The 17,520-nt window shown below is 40.3% G+C and carries 17 protein-coding genes; 8 read left to right on the plus strand and 9 right to left on the minus strand.

All coding sequences use genetic code 11. The features are described from left to right. Positions 1 to 215 precede the first annotated feature (215 nt). Complete coding sequence (locus C7Y70_RS20715; protein WP_245321568.1) at positions 216 to 518, plus strand: helix-turn-helix transcriptional regulator; 303 nt, start codon at positions 216 to 218, stop codon at positions 516 to 518. A 3-nt stretch (positions 519 to 521) separates the two neighbouring features. Continuing rightward, positions 522 to 836 (plus strand): hypothetical protein, encoded by a 315-nt coding sequence (locus C7Y70_RS16205; protein ID WP_245321570.1) that lies wholly within the window; start codon positions 522 to 524, stop codon positions 834 to 836. A gap of 62 nt (positions 837 to 898) precedes the next feature. Here the strand turns inward: C7Y70_RS16205 and C7Y70_RS16210 are convergent, their stop codons facing one another. Continuing rightward, entirely contained in the window at positions 899 to 2,842 is a 1,944-nt protein-coding gene (locus C7Y70_RS16210) for a S9 family peptidase (protein ID WP_135475853.1), read from the minus strand. Positions 2,843 to 3,004: 162 nt separating this feature from the next. Between C7Y70_RS16210 and C7Y70_RS16215 the strand changes: the two genes are divergently transcribed. Beyond that, positions 3,005 to 3,595: an ATP-binding cassette domain-containing protein gene (locus tag C7Y70_RS16215; protein ID WP_135475855.1), complete on the plus strand. Its 591-nt coding sequence runs from the start codon at positions 3,005 to 3,007 to the stop codon at positions 3,593 to 3,595. Further along, positions 3,592 to 4,704, plus strand: a complete 1,113-nt coding sequence (locus tag C7Y70_RS16220; RefSeq protein ID WP_135475858.1) for a DUF6136 family protein — start codon at positions 3,592 to 3,594, stop codon at positions 4,702 to 4,704. The genes C7Y70_RS16215 and C7Y70_RS16220 overlap by 4 nt, the downstream gene beginning before the upstream one ends. 1 nt (position 4,705) lies before the next feature. Here C7Y70_RS16220 and fadE read toward each other — a convergent pair whose 3' ends face one another. Next, a complete protein-coding gene (gene fadE, locus C7Y70_RS16225) occupies positions 4,706 to 7,162 on the minus strand; it encodes an acyl-CoA dehydrogenase FadE (RefSeq protein ID WP_135475860.1) in 2,457 nt (818 codons plus the stop codon). Positions 7,163 to 7,417: 255 nt separating this feature from the next. Here fadE and C7Y70_RS16230 point away from each other — a divergent pair, with 255 nt between their 5' ends. Continuing rightward, complete coding sequence (locus C7Y70_RS16230) at positions 7,418 to 8,182, plus strand: class II glutamine amidotransferase (protein ID WP_135475861.1); 765 nt, start codon at positions 7,418 to 7,420, stop codon at positions 8,180 to 8,182. A 107-nt stretch (positions 8,183 to 8,289) separates the two neighbouring features. On the opposite strand, the gene C7Y70_RS16235 is transcribed toward C7Y70_RS16230, so the two are convergent. The 5 genes from C7Y70_RS16235 to cmoA all read right to left on the minus strand — a co-directional run bounded on the left by C7Y70_RS16235 (position 8,290) and on the right by cmoA (position 12,696). Further along, positions 8,290 to 9,081, minus strand: a complete 792-nt coding sequence (locus C7Y70_RS16235; protein ID WP_245321572.1) for a DUF3108 domain-containing protein — start codon at positions 9,079 to 9,081, stop codon at positions 8,290 to 8,292. Further along, on the minus strand, positions 9,038 to 9,685 hold the full coding sequence (gene purN / locus C7Y70_RS16240; RefSeq protein WP_135475865.1) for a phosphoribosylglycinamide formyltransferase: 648 nt from the start codon (positions 9,683 to 9,685) through the stop codon (positions 9,038 to 9,040). The genes C7Y70_RS16235 and purN overlap by 44 nt, the downstream gene beginning before the upstream one ends. Beyond that, entirely contained in the window at positions 9,685 to 10,737 is a 1,053-nt protein-coding gene (purM, locus tag C7Y70_RS16245; protein ID WP_099297024.1) for a phosphoribosylformylglycinamidine cyclo-ligase, read from the minus strand. The genes purN and purM overlap by 1 nt, the downstream gene beginning before the upstream one ends. Positions 10,738 to 10,986: 249 nt before the next feature. After that, positions 10,987 to 11,955, minus strand: coding sequence for a tRNA 5-methoxyuridine(34)/uridine 5-oxyacetic acid(34) synthase CmoB (gene cmoB, locus C7Y70_RS16250; RefSeq protein WP_135475867.1), 969 nt, complete (start codon positions 11,953 to 11,955; stop codon positions 10,987 to 10,989). 15 nt (positions 11,956 to 11,970) lie between these two features. Then, complete coding sequence (gene cmoA / locus C7Y70_RS16255) at positions 11,971 to 12,696, minus strand: carboxy-S-adenosyl-L-methionine synthase CmoA (protein WP_099297026.1); 726 nt, start codon at positions 12,694 to 12,696, stop codon at positions 11,971 to 11,973. A 117-nt stretch (positions 12,697 to 12,813) separates the two neighbouring features. Here cmoA and C7Y70_RS16260 point away from each other — a divergent pair, with 117 nt between their 5' ends. Continuing rightward, positions 12,814 to 13,500 (plus strand): DUF3334 family protein, encoded by a 687-nt coding sequence (locus C7Y70_RS16260; protein WP_099297027.1) that lies wholly within the window; start codon positions 12,814 to 12,816, stop codon positions 13,498 to 13,500. A gap of 58 nt (positions 13,501 to 13,558) precedes the next feature. On the opposite strand, the gene bcp is transcribed toward C7Y70_RS16260, so the two are convergent. Then, a complete protein-coding gene (gene bcp, locus C7Y70_RS16265) occupies positions 13,559 to 14,035 on the minus strand; it encodes a thioredoxin-dependent thiol peroxidase (RefSeq protein WP_135475869.1) in 477 nt (158 codons plus the stop codon). Between the two features lie 10 nt (positions 14,036 to 14,045). Next, positions 14,046 to 14,579, minus strand: a complete 534-nt coding sequence (locus C7Y70_RS16270) for an ACT domain-containing protein (RefSeq protein WP_135475871.1) — start codon at positions 14,577 to 14,579, stop codon at positions 14,046 to 14,048. Positions 14,580 to 14,922: 343 nt separating this feature from the next. Between C7Y70_RS16270 and bamC the strand changes: the two genes are divergently transcribed. Further along, the gene (bamC, locus tag C7Y70_RS16275) at positions 14,923 to 15,984 is read left to right on the plus strand and encodes an outer membrane protein assembly factor BamC (RefSeq protein WP_099297030.1); all 1,062 of its coding nucleotides are present in this window, start codon (positions 14,923 to 14,925) and stop codon (positions 15,982 to 15,984) included. A gap of 67 nt (positions 15,985 to 16,051) precedes the next feature. After that, on the plus strand, positions 16,052 to 17,440 hold the full coding sequence (locus C7Y70_RS16280; protein ID WP_135475872.1) for a YjiH family protein: 1,389 nt from the start codon (positions 16,052 to 16,054) through the stop codon (positions 17,438 to 17,440). The last annotated feature ends 80 nt before the right edge of the window (positions 17,441 to 17,520 follow it).

The following is a 17,520-nucleotide window of genomic DNA, read 5'->3' on the forward strand; positions in this document are numbered from 1 at the left end:
TTTAGGCAAGGCATTGATTGCAAATAATGGTTATTCCCTTGTTAAAATCAATAACGCAGTATAAATCGCTTTTAAACCAACCCATGGGGCGTTTCACAGGGACTTACTCTCATCGTTGTTACTTTTTAAAAGGGATGGCCATTGTTGCAAAGTAACGCCTTGATATTAAGCCCCTGTGAAACGCTGAATTCTGCATCTTGAGGTGGCTTGGGTATATGTCAAAACTTGAAAACGATAAATCCATACCCTCTAATGAAATATTGAGATCCTTATTGATAGCGTTAGATCTTTCAATTGATGAGTTTATGAAGCCACTAGTATCGAGTCACGATAAAGTTAGACTGATACAAATACCGGATGTCGAGCAGTGGTTCAAAAGTAAAGAAGTAAAGAGCTTAACCACACAGCGTAAAATTATATACCTCGCAATGCTTTTGATATCTATTGGTTGTGCATTGTTTTATGCAGGACATAAAAACTATGTGTTCAATGAACGCTTTTACGAATATAAATCATAAGGTGTGATCAAAACAGATGAACCTCTGAATGTTTTTACTCATTGGAGTAATTATATTATTGAGTCGAATCGAGAGAAAAGAGATGAGAAAAATCGGGAAATGCTGGCTAGACGAGTACCAATTTTTAAGTTAATGGATGAGTATGTCGGTGAATCATTTGTTGAAGAAGTTGACGGAGGTAAACGTGTTTATAATGCAAATGAGCTTTCGCGGACTATGCCACATGCAGGCAACAGTTGGTTTGAGTTTTTAGGTATTTTTGCTGCTGTATTTGGTTTAGCACTCGCTTTACTGGAACCTAGATTAACCAAGCAATAAAAAAGTAATAAAAAGCCTGCGTACAATAAACGTAGCAGGCTTTAATATAAACTGGCTTACAATTAACCTTGTGGGCCAAATGACTCTTTTAAGTAAGTATCCAAAAAGTTTAGATAGGCGTTGGAGGCGCTGATACGGTTTTCTTTTTTGCTAAAACCATGGCCTTCATCGTCAAATAATACATACTCTACTGGCACACCATTGGCTTTTACTGCGGCAACCAGTTCATCGCTTTCAACTTGTAATACTCGTGGATCGTTAGCACCTTGAATAACCATTAAAGGCTTTGTGATTTTATCGGCATGAAATAACGGTGAAATAGCACGATGACGCTCGCCATCTGTCGCTGGGTCGCCCATTTCATCGTACAGCGCTTTTTTAAAGCTTTCCCACCACGGCGGAATAGAGTTGAGTGTTCTCACCCAGTTAGTCACACCAAAAATATTAATACCCACTTTGAATTCTTCTGGTTCAAAGGCAAGTGCAGCAGCAGTCATAAAGCCGCCGTAGCTACCGCCCATAATACCGATTTTGTCCGCATCAACCCAGTCTAAACTCTGTAAATGTTTTTTACCGTAGACAATATCTTGTAAATCATCAGTGCCATGTTTTTTATCATCCAAATGGAAGAATGTTTTACCATACCCTGAGCTGCCACGGTTATTGACGGCAAAAATAGCATAGCCATGGTTCACTAAATGTTGTTGCATTGCGCTATAACCCGTTCGGCTTTGCCCACCAGGGCCACCATGCACCCACACAAGCGCAGGCACTTTATTGCTGCTACTGGCTTGTTTTGGTTTATACAATACACCAGGAATTTCTAAGCCATCAAAGCTTTTAAAGCGCACGATGGTGCTCTCTACTAGGTCGTTTTGTTCAATATCTTCACTTAATGTATTTGTTAGTTGTTTGGCTTGAGCATCGCCGACTTGCCAAACAAACAAATTGCTAGGTGAGGTGTCTGAGTTTAAGTAAAACGCCATGGTTTGCTCGTCGTTTGAGAAGCTTACGCTGCGTAAATTACCCGCCGGTAGCTTAGGCATGGCAATTTCTTTACCTGTTTTTGTATCTTTGACGGTTACTTTTGTACTGGCATCAGCATTGACACCACTGACTTGATAGCGGCCTGACGTAGAAAAATAAATGAAACTGACGTCCCAATTATCTTTTAGTGCAGGGCTATGTTCGCCTGTGGCTAACTCATAACGCCATACCTGTGAAAATTCTCCTTTAGCGTCTGTAGAGTAGTATAAATATTTACTGTCTACAGAGAAGGTGTCAGGCGTATATTGAGCTGGGGTATCGTGTTTAGAAATTAACTGTGGCTTGAGTGTTTTTTTATAGGTGTCGAGAATAAACGTATCGCTGTCTTTATTGGTATTGTTTTTAGACAGCGCAATATAACGGCCATCAGGACTAATGGCACCGACATCTAAACCAAGCGTGTTTTGATAAACAGGGGTGACTTTATAGGTTTTACTATCTACGCGATATAAATCCATAAACTTGGCATCGCGTTGATTACTGGTGATAAAAAATTGGCTAGCATCTTTGGTAAAGCCTGCAAAGCTCGCGCGGGTTTCTTCCCCTGGGGTTAAATCCTTTATTGACCCATCAACTTCGCGCACGTAAACATGGTATCGCTCGTTACCGCCTGAGTCTTTGGTAAATAATACGCGCTCGTCATTAGGGAAGTAGCGTACGGGGTAGGTGCTGTCTTCAAAATTAGTTAGGCGAGTTTTACTACCTGTTTTTACGTCAACTTCATACAAGCTGTAAATACCGCTTTCATCACTACTAACTAGAACTTTATCACCAGAAGGTGAAAAGCTACTCCCCATAATCGATGTGGTATCAAAAAAGGTTTTTGCAGTATAGGTTTTTACTTGTTGTGTTTGCTTTGCAACCACAGGGGTAGAGCTTGAGTTATTAGATTGACTGCAGCCTGCTAATGCAATGGTTACTGCACAGCTAATACAGGCAAGCTTGAGGGCTTTTTTCATAGATACATTCCTTGGTTTATAGTTATCGACTTTTAGTGTTAACCGAACGTTTTTTAAACGCAAGTAATTAGCCTATTCGAGCTGCAATAAAGTGTTACAAACCATGTAGACCACGAAAATAGAAAACCAGATATAATTCACTTTCTAAATCAAGGAGTATTTATGATAGAAGTCATTGGGTTACACAAACAGTTCGCTGAAAACATATTGTACAGTGGTTATAGCGTGCAATTTTGTGCACCTAAAATATGCATTGAAGCGCCAAATGGCCTAGGTAAAACAACGTTGTTAATGATGCTAGCTGAGCTTGAAAGTCGCCAAAGTGGGCAGATTTTGTTTTCAGGCAAAGCATTAACCGAACCACATAAGCAAGTTGCTATAGCCTCAGACCGTATTGCTTTACCCGACTTTTTGACTGCAAAGCAAATAATTAACTTATCTGCGAATACGCTGGATTGTAGTTGGCCAGCAACAATAATAGACGGATTTAATTTTAATGAATTTTTAAATACACGGTTTGATGCGCTATCGTCAGGTAACCAAAAAAAATGCCAGCTAATTTTAGCGCTGATGCGTGATGCACCGTATTTACTATTAGATGAACCCAGCGCAGCCCTTGATCAATCCAGCATTGAGTATTTACTAGTCTTACTTGATGAATATCTAATAGATAAACCGGAAGGGCAAATAATCATCACCTGTCATGAACCCGCGCCATTTATTAAGTATGGCTTTGAGTGTATGCCGTTATGATTGCAAATTTGAAACAATCAATTGGGCAATATCGCTCCTTTATGGATTATCGATATCAGGCTTACAAAACTGAACTTACGCAATTATTGCTACAGCTTAAAAACTTTAGCCTATTATTCTTAGTGGTACTTGGCTCTGCCATGCTTGGTATGATTTTGCTGTTTTTTCTAGGGTTGGGCAAAATTATAGATAGCAGTGATGCACCACAATATGGTGCACAAATGGCGTGGTTCTATCTACTACTGCAAAGCGTAATGCTTGGCGCGATGAAATCAGCTATTAAAAATAGCCAACAGCGGCTTTTTCAACGCACTATTGTAAAGCCAAACTGGCTTAAGTTAATGGATATAAAACTATTACTTTTAAGTAATGGTTGGTTGTTAGCAAGCTTAGTTATTGCTTTGGATTTAACTATGTCACAATGGCTACGAGTCCCTCACTTTTTGTTGTTTATGTTATTGCAGTTTGGCTTAGGTGTGCTGTGTTTGTATAAGCCTACAGCATTAATATATGGCTTATCCTTCACATTAGTGTTGGTATTGTTACCCATTGATATAACGCCGCTAGTGTACCATTGTGGCTTTATTGTATTATTTGTGTTGAGCATATTTCTGCCAGCGATTTCGCTAAACGATCGGTTATCAGTTAATTCATTACTTACTTTTTGGCTAAGCTTCTTTCTTCAACATAGTTGGATTTTAGTGTGGCGGGTGGCTTTATTGTTGTGTGTGTTTATGGCCGTTACGACTTTACTCAATGAGCGTAATGATTTAGCCGCAATATTTAGCGTTGTAGCGGTTGCTTTTATAGTACTAATTACCAGTTCACTGCAATTTGATTGTGGTAAATTGCGAGACAAATACGCGTTGTTTTTTCAACTAAATAACCAACAGCGGCTATTTTTTATTAGCCAATTTATACCGAGTTGTTTGTTCTTTTTTATAAGCTTGCTCAGCTATTTGATGTTTGTAGCTAACATACAATGGCTATTGTTGAGTTTGAGTGTTGCTTGGTGCACTTTACAATTATATATAGCACAAAAAAAACCAGCGCATTATGCGCTGGCTTGGATGATTACAACAGGTGTGTTGCTTGCTTTAATTACTTAGCTTAAGCAGCGTCAGCCTTGTTGTCAGTGTTGTTACGAGCGGCTTTACCTGCTAATAGGTCAGCTGGGTCAAAGTCGTCAACGTTAATAGTATCTAAACGTGCTTTTTCAACATCAGCCAGCTTATCAGCTTCGGCTTGAGTTAAAATACCCGCATCAAGGCCCATTTGCGCTACTTTATCAAGTTGGAAGAAAGGCAGTTTAACGCCTTTTTCACGACATACCTTATCAAACAATGGCTCAACAGCTAGTACATCTTTGAGCGTTTGCTCTTGGCGACCTACAAGATTAAGCGGTTCATTGGTTAAGTAGACATAACTTGCAAGGCGGTTACGTGTTTCACTTGGTACTTGTAATATTTGTGCAAGTTTATGTTCAAGCTTGTCTGTCGGTTTACGAACCGGGCGGCCAAACGGGAATAACATAAGTTTAAGTGCTGCACGTAACGGTGCTGATGGCATATTGTTAATTAAATCAGCTAACGCACGTTGGCAATGATAAAGGTGATCTTGGCAGCTCCATTGAACAAGCGCAAAGTCTTCTTTTTTACGGCCTTCGTCGTTGTAACGTTTAAGCGTTGCAGACACTAAATACAAGTAACTTAGTAAGTCACCTAAACGTGCAGAGATACGCTCTTTGCGTTTTAGTGAGCCACCAAATACTGCCATACTGATATCTGACATAAGTGCTAAAGAGGCACTAAAGCGCGATGCAATACGGTAAAACTCAGCTGTTTCATCTTTATAAGGCGTGCTAGTAAAACGAGCACCTGTAAATGCTAACCACTTGGTGCGTACTAAATTAGAGATAGTAAAACCAATGTGACCCATTAATGCTTTATCAAATACTGCAAGTGCTTCTTCACGGTCTTCAATAGAACACGCATTTAACTCGGTTAAAACGAATGGGTGACAACGGATAGCACCTTGACCGTAAATAATCATGTTACGAGTCAAGATGTTTGCGCCTTCAACTGTAATGGCAATCGGCGCACCTTGATAGCCACGACCTAGATAGTTATTTGGCCCAAGCATGATGCCTTTACCACCATGAACATCCATTGCATGAATGGTTGAATCACGCATTTGTTCAGTTAAGTGATATTTAATAATGGCTGAAACAACCGATGGCTTTTCACCTAAATCAACGGCACCGGTTGACATACTGACTGCTGCATCTGAGCTGTAAGCGTAACCTGCTAGTTTAGCAAGTGATTCTTCAACCCCTTCCATTTGACCAATTGGTAAACGGAACTGACGACGAATACGGCTGTATGAACCACTGGCAAGCGCAATTGTTTTAATTCCACCCACAGAGTTTGAAGGTAGGGTAATTGCACGGCCCACAGATAAACATTCAACTAGCATACGCCAGCCTTGACCGGCCATTTCTGGACCACCAATAATGTAATCAAGTGGTACAAAAATATCTTTACCGCGCGTTGGACCATTTTGAAATGGCACATTGAGTGGGAAGTGGCGACGGCCAATTTCTACACCTGGCATATCTGTTGGGATAAGCGCACAAGTAATACCTAGATCTTTTGTATCGCCTAATAAACCATCAGGATCTTGCATTTTAAACGCAAGGCCAAGCACTGTAGCAACAGGGGCAAGCGTAATGTAACGTTTGTTCCACGTAAGGCTGATACCAACAACTTCTTCACCTTCCCACGTACCCTTACATACAACGCCGTAGTCAGGAATTGCACTGGCATCAGAGCCTGCTTCAGGAGAGGTTAGGGCAAAACATGGAATTTCAGCACCGCTCGCTAAACGCGGTAGATAGTGATTTTTTTGCTCTGTTGTACCGTAGTGTTGTAGTAACTCGCCAGGGCCTAATGAGTTAGGTACACCCACAATTGACGAAAGCAGGGTAGATTTACTGGTTAGCTTTTGTAATACACACGACTGTGCAAATGCAGAAAACTGTAGTCCGCCGTATTCTTTTTTGATGATCATGGCAAAGAATTTGTTGTCTTTTAGATATTGCCATACATCTTGCGGTAAATCGGTTAACTCGTGAGTGGCTTCCCAATCATCCAGCATGCTACAAACTGTTTCAACTGGACCATCAATAAATGCTTGCTCTTCAATAGTGAGCTTAGGCATTGGGTATTGATGTAACTTCTCCCAATCTGGGCGGCCACAAAATAAATCAGCTTCCCACCATGTAGTACCTGCATCAATTGCTGACTTTTCAGTTTCAGACATTGTAGGCGTTACTTTTTTAAACATGGCAAAAATTGGTTTGATTATGTATTGCTGACGAATGCCAGAAATAGAAAGCGGTACACTGATGATTAAAAATATTAACCAGCTAATTGCACCAAAAGCACCCGCAAAGGTACCAATAACAAGAGTCGCGATTGAAATGCCAAGTGCAGTATTCCAGCTCGCTCTGTGGTAACTCGCGATGCTAAGCAGTGCGATTAAACCGAGTGTAAATATGAGTGTCATGTACTTAATCCTTAATAGAGGTCAGACCACCTCTGTTAGAGTAGCGCTAGAATCGGTAATTATCAAGAGTCTTAATAAGATAATCTATCAGTTTAGTCGCCAATCTTTAAAGAGTACAAAAGGAAACTAACATAAGCTTGCTATGACCAACCTTATGTTTAACAATGCCAGCAAAGTGTTTTTATTTTATTGTATGAGCGTTGCGTATGGGGTGAATGATAACTCTTGCAACTCATTTAAAGGTTAATATATTTTATGTGTGAGTTACTTGGCATGTCGGCGAATGTGCCGACAGATATTTGTTTTAGCTTCTCTGGCTTGTTGGAGCGAGGTGGTAATACAGGCCCTCACAAAGATGGTTGGGGAATTACCTTCTACGAAGGCAAAGGTTGTCGTACATTTAAAGATCCTGAACCAAGCTGTCAGTCTGAAATTGCCAAGTTAGTTAAAGCTTATCCAATCAAAAGTGTTTCTGTAATTAGTCATATTCGTCAAGGTAATCGTGGCCGTGTCTGTCTTGAAAACACTCACCCATTTACCCGTGAGTTGTGGGGACGTGAAATTACCTATGCCCATAATGGGCAGCTATCGAATTATCATGATTTGAAGCCTGAGTATTATCGCCCAGTTGGCAATACTGACAGCGAGCTAGCTTTTTGTTGGTTACTCGATAAAATCCGCGAAAAATACCCAAAGCGCCCATCAAATATGGCATCGGTTTTTCGTTATGCAGCGAAGCTTTCGCATACTTTGCGTGAAAAGGGGGTGTTTAATATGCTGCTTACCGATGGAGTGTATGTATTAGCGTATTGTACTAACAATTTACACTGGATCACTCGTCGTGCACCATTTGGTAAGGCAACATTGATTGATGCTGATATGGTCGTAGATTTTCAGCAGGAGACCACACCGAACGATGTAGTGACGGTGATTGCCACGCGCCCTTTGACTAACGACGAACGCTGGCAAAAAATGGAGCCTGGTGAGTTCGCGTTATTTAAAATGGGTGAGTTAATGTAGGTAGATTGAAACGAAACCCAACTTACAGTTTCAAATTTAATTATTAAAAATAAAAGCCCAAGTTATGATTGTCATACTTGGGCCTTTTATTTTATGTGGAAACAAATTTACTCTGGGGCTGTTTCGTTTTTTACAGCTTCTGGGACGGCAACAGGGCTGGTGACAGTGAAAGACTTCATCTGTACTTCAAATTGTTCTACCCCTTTTTCACCCTTCCACATTCTAACTAACATATAGTCCATTTCTGGTGCAAACCAAGCGAGTGCTTGGCGCTTGTCATTGTCGTAAAGGCGTTTTACTTTTATCGCTTCTATATTGCCTATAGGCAGTGAAATCATTTCTTTGCCAACCACTTCGAAGTTGTAGTCACGGCAATTCCCTTTTTTATCTACTAGCGGGTAAGATAAGTTGGTCTTACCCTTTTTAAGATCTGCTCGAACTTGTACTTGGTATGAAATTGAGTCTTGGAAATGTTCACTCCATTCACATTTTATAGGGTATTTACTTTCACTACTGTTGACGAGCTTGTCTGTGTTATTGAATGCTAAAGTATACTCTTTATCAGGACCGGTGCCTGTTCGGATCATGCTGTAATCCATTGGAGATACTTTATTTTTGCTAAAAGTAAAATTGGAGGTCTCTTTACGAGAATCTGAAAATATCATCCACTCAATATCACTGTGGTAACTCACTTGGTAATTGTTATCAGCGAGTTTTTTTAAGGTACGTACACCCTGACCATGATTTTCACCCTTGCGTAAAATGTCATAGTTGGCTTCGAATTGGGTGAGTTCACCTGCGATTAAACTGGTAGGAAGTAAAGTGCCCGCACACAAAAGTAGGGCACTTAATTTTTTATTGTGGGTAATCTGCGCCGTGTGTTGGGAGTTTGTTTTCATCAAGAACTGCATAATCTGCTTCCATCGTAAGTCGTTGTTCACTGAACCATTTGACCACCAAAGGATAGATTATATGTTCTTGCGCATGCACACGCTTAGCTAGTGTATCTGCAGTATCATCTGCCAACACCGGTACTTTGGCTTGAAGAATAACCGGACCGCCGTCTAACTCTTCAGTGACAAAGTGCACACTTACGCCATGAACGTCATCTTTTGCATCAATTGCTCTTTGGTGGGTATTCAGACCCTGATACTTAGGCAACAAAGAAGGATGAATGTTCAACATTTTTCCTTTAAATTTTTGCACTAAGCTAGGAGTAAGAATACGCATAAAACCAGCTAATACAACCAAATTTGGTGCAAAAGAGTCAATAACGTCCATTAATTTAGCATCATAGGCTTCGCGCGAGTCAAAATCTTTATGGCTGAGCACTGCGGTTGCAATGCCAGCCTGTTTTGCTCGCTCAAGGCCATAAGCGTCTACTTTATTACTAACAACAGCCGCTATGTTTGCGTTTATCTCGCCATTATTACAGGCATCAATGATGGCTTGTAAATTTGAGCCACTACCTGAAATTAAGACTACTAGACGAGAAGGGGCCATTAATCACGGCCGCCTAGGATTTCTACTTGTTCTTCGCCTGCTTTAGCATCTTGAATTTCACCAAGGTGCCATGCATCTTCACCAAGTTCTTTTAATATGCTTAAGCTTTGCTCAAGTTTGTCAGCAGGAACCACTAAAACCATACCTACACCACAGTTAAATGTGCGGTACATTTCATGTGTCGTGATGTTACCGTTTTCCTGCAACCAGTTAAAGATACCCGGCCACTGCCAGCTATCACCTTTGACTACTGCTTTTGCAGATTCAGGTAACACACGTGGGATATTTTCCCAAAAGCCACCACCAGTGATATGCGAAAGGGCATGCACATCTACTTGCTTAAACAGCTCAAGTAACTGTTTAACGTAAATTCGTGTAGGTTCAAGTAGTGTTTCGCCAAGTGTTTTACCTTCAAATTCAGCATTAGTATCAGCATTTGATACTTCTAGAACTTTACGAATTAACGAAAAGCCATTTGAATGAGGACCGCTTGATGCAAGTGCGATTAGTTGATCCCCAGACGCGACTTTAGTGCCATCAATAATATTTGCTTTTTCAACAACACCAGTACAAAAACCAGCCATGTCGTAATCTTCGCCATCATACATACCTGGCATTTCAGCAGTTTCACCACCGATCAAAGCACAGCCAGAAAGCTCACAGCCTTTGCCAATACCCGTTACAACATCTGCAGCTGTATCAACATCAAGCTTGCCTGTAGCGTAGTAGTCTAAGAAAAATAATGGCTCAGCACCTTGAACGATAAGGTCATTCACACACATTGCAACTAAGTCGATGCCAACAGTATCGTGCTTCTTAAGATCAATCGCTAAACGTAATTTAGTACCAACACCGTCAGTGCCAGCAACTAATACTGGTTGTTTGTAACCTTCAGGAATTTCGCAAAGTGCGCCAAAGCCACCAATTCCGCCCATAACTTCAGGACGACGGGTTTTTTTAACTACGCCTTTAATACGCTCAACAAGTGCGTTACCGGCATCGATATCTACGCCCGCGTCTTTATAACTTAGAGACTGTTTTTGTTCGCTCACAGGATTTCCTCAAAAAAGTTGCATGGTTTTGCATGTGTATGCTTAGAAACGCGCGTATTTTACAACAATTGCGAAGGCGCGGCTAGCGCAAATATAACTTTAACACCCTTGACAAGGACAGTTGTCCGCATAATTCGACAAAGGTACTAATAAATGGTTTACAGGGTAATGTTTTAGCGTCGATGATTGTCTCGACGCTAAATTATAGGGATTTATTAATTGCTAGAACCTAGAACCTAGAACCTAGAACTAGGCTTTAGCCGTTAAAATTGCACGCAGTGGTGCAGGGTAGCCTTCAATTGTTTTACTGGTATCATCAGGGTCTAAAAAGTCGATCAAAGATTCATTTTCCATCCAGTCTGACTTACGTTGTTCTTCAAGTGTAGTTATTGCACAATCCTTAACGTGTACATCTTTAAAGCCAACGCGCTCCATCCAAAGCTTTAACGCGGCGGTGCTTGGAATAAACCATACATTACGCATCTTTGCATAGCGGTCAGTGGGGACAAGCACTGTGTTTTCATCGCCTTCTATCACGAGTGTCTCAAGCACTAATTCACCACCAGGGCGAAGCTGTGCTTTTAATTGTGCTAAAAAGTCTATTGGCGAGCGGCGGTGATAAAGCACGCCCATTGAAAAAACCGTGTCAAATGCTTTTAACTCTGGAAGAGCTTCAACACCGAGTGGAAGTAAATGAACATTTTCATCAGGGTTGAAATGTTTAATCGCTTGAAACTGACACAAAAATAAATCAGACGGGTCTATACCAACAACAAAGTCAGCGCCTTCACCGCGCATACGCCATAAGTGATAACCTGAGCCGCAACCAATATCTAAAACGGTACGCCCTTTAAGAGGCTCAATATGGGGTAATAATCTGTCCCATTTCCAATCGCTGCGCCATTCGGTGTCAATCTCAATTCCATGCACGCTAAAAGGGCCTTTGCGCCACGGCATCATTCGCTTGAGCAGGTGCGTCGTTTGCTTTTGTTGCCCTTGAGTCATTTCACCCGCTACACCAATTTCAACTTTATCGGTGATATTTACGTGCTGAGTGTGAACTTCAGGTAAGTTTTTTAACACTTTTTGCCATTTAGGTAAGTCACCGTGGCTGGCCTCATTCTGCCAATGCTTTAATTGACTCGGAAGTGTTTCTAGCCAGTGACTAAGGGGAGTTTGTGCAATTGCAGCGTAAAACTGGTTGAACCATGAAGACATTACATATTTCCTAAATTACTTTATTGCGACTAATGAGCAAAAGTTAAAACATTGATACCACACTTGAGTTTGACTAAAGCCAATCTCTTTTAGGCGAGAATAATGCTCGCTCAATGTATCTGGTCGCATTACATTTTCAATAGCCGTGCGCTTTTGACTTATTTCTAATTCTGAATAGCCGTTGTGACGTTTAAAATCATGATGCAAATCAATGAGCAAATTATCGCATTGTTCATTTTCGCCTTTTACTTTTTCGCTTAGTAGCAATACACCGCCCGGTTTTAAATTAGCGTAAATTTTCTCAAGCACGGCGTAACGCTGTGCAGGTGGAATAAACTGAAGAGTAAAGTTCATCGCCACTACAGAAGCATTTTCGATATTAATTTCGTTAATATCACCAAGTGTAACAGTAACGGGTACTTCAGAGCGAAAACCTTGCAGATGCAGTTTGCAACGTTCAACCATGGCCTCTGAATTATCTACAGCGATAATATGGCAGTTATCGGTACGAATATTTCTACGCATACTGAGCGTAACAGCACCTAATGAACAACCAAGGTCATATAAATTAGAGTTACTTTGCGCATATTCCCCCGCTAGTTTGCCCATAGTACTGACAATAGTTGCATAACCCGGCACCGAACGCTGGATCATATCAGGAAAAACTTCTACGACATTTTGGTCAAAGCTAAAATCTTTAACCGCTTGCTCTGTGGCATAAATACTGTCTTTTACAGTCACACAAACAGTCTCATTTGAAAATAATAGCGCTATTTTAACATTTTATACTGGATAGTCAGTGATAATTTCAGTAGCTTGGCTAGAATATTAGATAACAAGTATAAAAAGAGAAGTTCAATGGCAAAAAGTAAAGTGATTAGCACTGATGATATATTAGCTACATTGTGTCATTCAGTGACTGGCGTATTGTCATCAGCAAGTGGTAATAGTATTAGCTACTCGGCGATGGTACAAAAGATAACCCGCACGTGCATGCGACCTGACATAGGTTGTTTTGTGTTATTTGATGGTGGTTTTACTGGTCTGGTAATTACAAATTTCACCTCGCAAGCAGCGATGGAAATATACCATGACTACATGCGTAGCATGGGTATGCCAGAAGAAGAAATTGCGCACAGTCATTTATCGGATGATGTTTCAAATGTGCTTGGTGAACTAATGAACCAAATTGTAGGCGATTTCACTTCCAAAGTGCGTGAGCAGTTACATACATCTATCACGCAAAATCAACCAAAAATGATGGCAATTAATAAACAAGTGCAAATTTCAGTTGATACCACAATGGATCGACCGCAAGCACGAAGAGTGACGTTTACAACTTCAAAGCAAAATATTTTTTATCTAGAGTTGGCAATGGACAAAACAGAGTTTATAAAATTGCATGACTTTGATATCAGTGAAGCCGTTGACCCAGATGACATCATTGCTAATGAAGCTAAACAAAAAGAAGAGAAAGAAAATGCAGCTAAAACAAGTGCAGTAGAAGATGCCGATGATGATTTTATGGCTGACTTAGGATTGTAAAAATTTTTACTATATAAGCAGTAACCCCGGATTTTAATCCGGGGAAGGCTTATTAGTACTATGAATTTAAGTAATCAAGCACAACTTGATGGTGGTCTTTTGTTTTAAATTTATCAAACAGATGCTTAATTTTACCATCTTGACCAATCAAAAAGCTTAAGCGGTGGATTCCATCGTATTCCTTACCCATAAACTTTTTATAACCCCAAACACCAAAAGCTTCAGCAATTGCGTGATCTTCATCAGAAAGCAAATCAAAGTTTAGTTCTTTTTTAGTCTCAAAGTTTTTTAATCGCTTGACTGGATCTGGGCTTATACCAACAACACGAGTATTTAGCTTAGCAAGCTCTGCTTTTTCGTCACGTAAGTTTTCAGCCTGTACAGTACATCCTGGTGTTGATGCCTTTGGGTAAAAATAGACTAATACTTGCTGCTCTTGTAATAGCTCAGAGAGTGTAACGGTTTCACCATCTTGGTTCTGTAAGCTAAACGCAGGGGCAGTGTCACCAGCATTTAATGGGTTAATTAAGTTCATATTATTCTCCTTAGCGAATACGTCTAAAAATATAATCTACGTTTAGTGTACGAGAGAGCGTCTCAAAAGCGATCTTAAATTCATCAATATCTACATCAATCGGGATGTTAAACTCGAGTTCGCAGCGCATAACAGTGTTGTCTTCTTCATCATAGGTATCTGATTTTAAAGAGCAGATGCTAATCTGGCTATCGGCAAAAAAACGGGTCACTTTACTTAGCGTACCAGGTGTATCAATGCCTGTATATTCAAGCGTGTAGCCGGCGCAAAACTCTGATTGAGTATGACTAGAAGTGCGCTTCATCATAGTTAGCAATCCAAGCTCCATACCTTTAACAGGTAATGTATGTTCAATACGGCTTATTGCTGACATGTCGCCTGACAGTAACATGATGAATGTGAATTCATTGCCTAAAATTGCAATGCGGCTGTCAATGATATTGCAATGACAATCGCTGACTAATTGAGTTAACTCACTAACAATTCCAGGGCGATCTTCGCCGATAGCAGTCAATACGATTTGATGATTTGAAAAAGCAGTCATGAATTCAAGTACCTAGGTTATATTAATAATAACAGCCGCAGTGAGCTAAACGAGTAAATGTAAATGCACGGCGGCGAAGTTTAGCACAAATCGACGTTTAAACTACAACCCATATCAATTAAGCCACTTTAAAAGGCAGTGTTTCTTGTTTTTAGCAGCATGGGAAAGTACCATAGTCAAAATTTTGCATAACCATTGGCTTATTTTAGGTTAATGTCCTGTAAGTGGGGTGTGCATAAAATAATAATTGTAGGGTTAATCTTGACTTTACACTGAACCAAATCGGTATTACCCACTCATATACTTGTTAAAACAATTAAGGGTATGCTAAGGAGAATTATCTGTGCAGTATTGGATCCCAAAAGCGCTTGCAGTAAGTGCATTGGTAAGTTTGTCAGGGTGTGGTGTTTTTACTGACGAGGCACACCATAAACGTAATTATAAAGCAGGTGAGCCGGTTGTGGTGCCAGGTGAATTGGCACAACCGAGACAAGATCCAACTTATAAGATGGAAGTGGCAGAATATGATAACAATCCAGACTCAACCAATTATCGCCCGCCAGCTCAAGTGCTAACTGTTGCTAAAGGCAGCTGGGTCGAAGAAGGTGACAAGCTTCCTCGTATATATTTTGATAAAAATGATGGCATTACTGAACTGGATGAGTTTGTTTGGCAAGCAGTGCAAAGTGTGTTGTTAGAACGCAAAACAAAAGCGGTCACATTTGATAAGCAAGCTGGAAAACTTGAAACGGATTGGTACGCAATAATTCAACCAGAAGAAGGCTGGTTATGGGACAGTGAGCAAGAAGTATCACAGCAACGCTTTTTATTTACACTGGATCAAAAGTCACATCAAAGAACTGTTTCTTTAAGTAGTAAGTTAGTTGATTACAAAAGCAAAACTGAAAAGTTAACGCCTTTATTGCAACAGCAATTAGAAGTCCGCGCTTTAAACCAAGTTATCGCAGAGTTTGATTATTTATATCGTCAACTAGAGCTTGAGTTACGTAAGAAGCAGGGCATTATCTCGTTAGAAATGGGTTTTGACAACAAAGGTAATGCAGCATTAGTTACAGAGCAAAGTTATAACGACGTGTTTGACCGTTTTTCTGGGTTTTTAGAGCGTTTATCATTTACTATTGTTGAAATTGACCAAGACAGAGGCTTGATCACCGCTGATTACAGCAAGCCAGAGTCCAGTGTATGGGACTCTATCTGGGGTGAAGAGTTGTCGGAATTACCAATAGACAATGGTCAATATCAAATTCTTGTTAGTAGTACCAAAGAAGGTGGTACTAGTTTAACGTGGATGGATGATCAAGGTTCTACTTTAGAGCCCGGTACAATGAATGGCTTACAACAAGCGCTAGAAAAAGCATTGCGCCAACGTGGTATAAAAATTTAATAACAAATAAAATAGTTAACACAAAAAGAGCACTTTGCTCTTTTTGTGTTTTTAACAGGTTGAAACTATGTCAAAGACAAACCCGCCCACGACAGATACTGGTGCAAAACAGCATGATTTTAAAGTGTGGTTCACTTTTTTAATACCCTCATTAATTGGTGTGTTCTTATTTATGACGCCTGTTCCTTCAGGTGAAATAATGACCATTCCAATTGCTGTTATGGCAAAAGGTATTCAAGCTGCATTTAACGATTTTGCATTAGGCCTTATTGCAACAATTATTTGCATTACAGGCGTTATGTCGCTTGTATTCAGTGTATTTAAGCCTACGATGTTAACCAAATTTCGCTTATTAAATCATTTATTTAATGTGAGTTGGGTTTGGCTAGTAACGCGCTTGTTAGGCACTGTATTTGTATTAATGACCTACTACCAAGTAGGCCCACATGCTATTAACTCTGAGAATACGGGGTTACTCGTTTTAAAGGACTTGCTGCCGGTTTTATTCTCTGTCTTTATTTTAGCGGGCTTGTTATTACCGCTACTATTGAATTTTGGCTTGCTAGAATTAGTCGGGACGCTGTTAACCAAAGTTATGCGCCCTTTATTTGGTGTGCCTGGGCGTAGTGCTGTTAACTGCGTTGCATCTTGGTTAGGTGATGGTAGTGTTGGCATACTCATGACAGCACGACAATACGAAGATAAGTATTATACCCAGCGTGAAGCAGCTATAATAGGTACAACCTTTTCTGCCGTATCTATTACGTTTTGCCTGGTTGTCATTGGCCAAGTACAGCTGGAGTATTTATTCGCTCCATTTTATTTAACAGTGTGCTTAGCGGGTGTTGTAGCAGCGATTATCGTCCCACGGCTTCCACCACTTAGTTTTAAAAAAGATGTCTTTATCGATGGAAAAGAGCCTGATGGAAATGCCGAACTTGTTCCTGAAGGGAAAACGCTTTTTAAACATTCGCTTGATGTAGCATTAGATAAAGCAGATAAAGCCCCAGGGATCAAAGGCACTATCGAAGAGGGCGTTCATAATGCACTCGATATGGTCTTTGCTGTATTGCCTGTGGTAATGGCTGTCGGAACATTTGCGCTAATTATCGCCGAGTATACGCCTATCTTTCAATACCTAGGTATGCCATTCATTCCATTCCTTGAATTATTACGCGTGCCAGAAGCTGAAGCAGCCGCACAAACTATCATGGTGGGTTTTGCCGATATGTTTATACCTTCTATATTAGCAGCAGGCTCTATAGAAAGTGACGTAACGCGTTTTATTATAGCTGCTATGAGTGTGACGCAGTTAATATATATGTCTGAAGTAGGTGCTTTACTGTTAGGTAGTAAGATACCTGTTAATATCTTTGAACTATTCATTATATTTATTTTAAGAACACTGGTTACTTTACCTGTCATCGCTTTAATGGCGCACTGGTTAGTTGGTTAATAGCTTGTCCCGTCCTGAAATAGGTTGACGGTTTTAATGAGAGACTTGGTGCGAAAGCACCAGGTCTTTTTTATGCACTT

The sequence above is a fragment of the Pseudoalteromonas sp. KS88 genome, assembly GCF_004766475.1.
Lineage (GTDB): Bacteria > Pseudomonadota > Gammaproteobacteria > Enterobacterales > Alteromonadaceae > Pseudoalteromonas.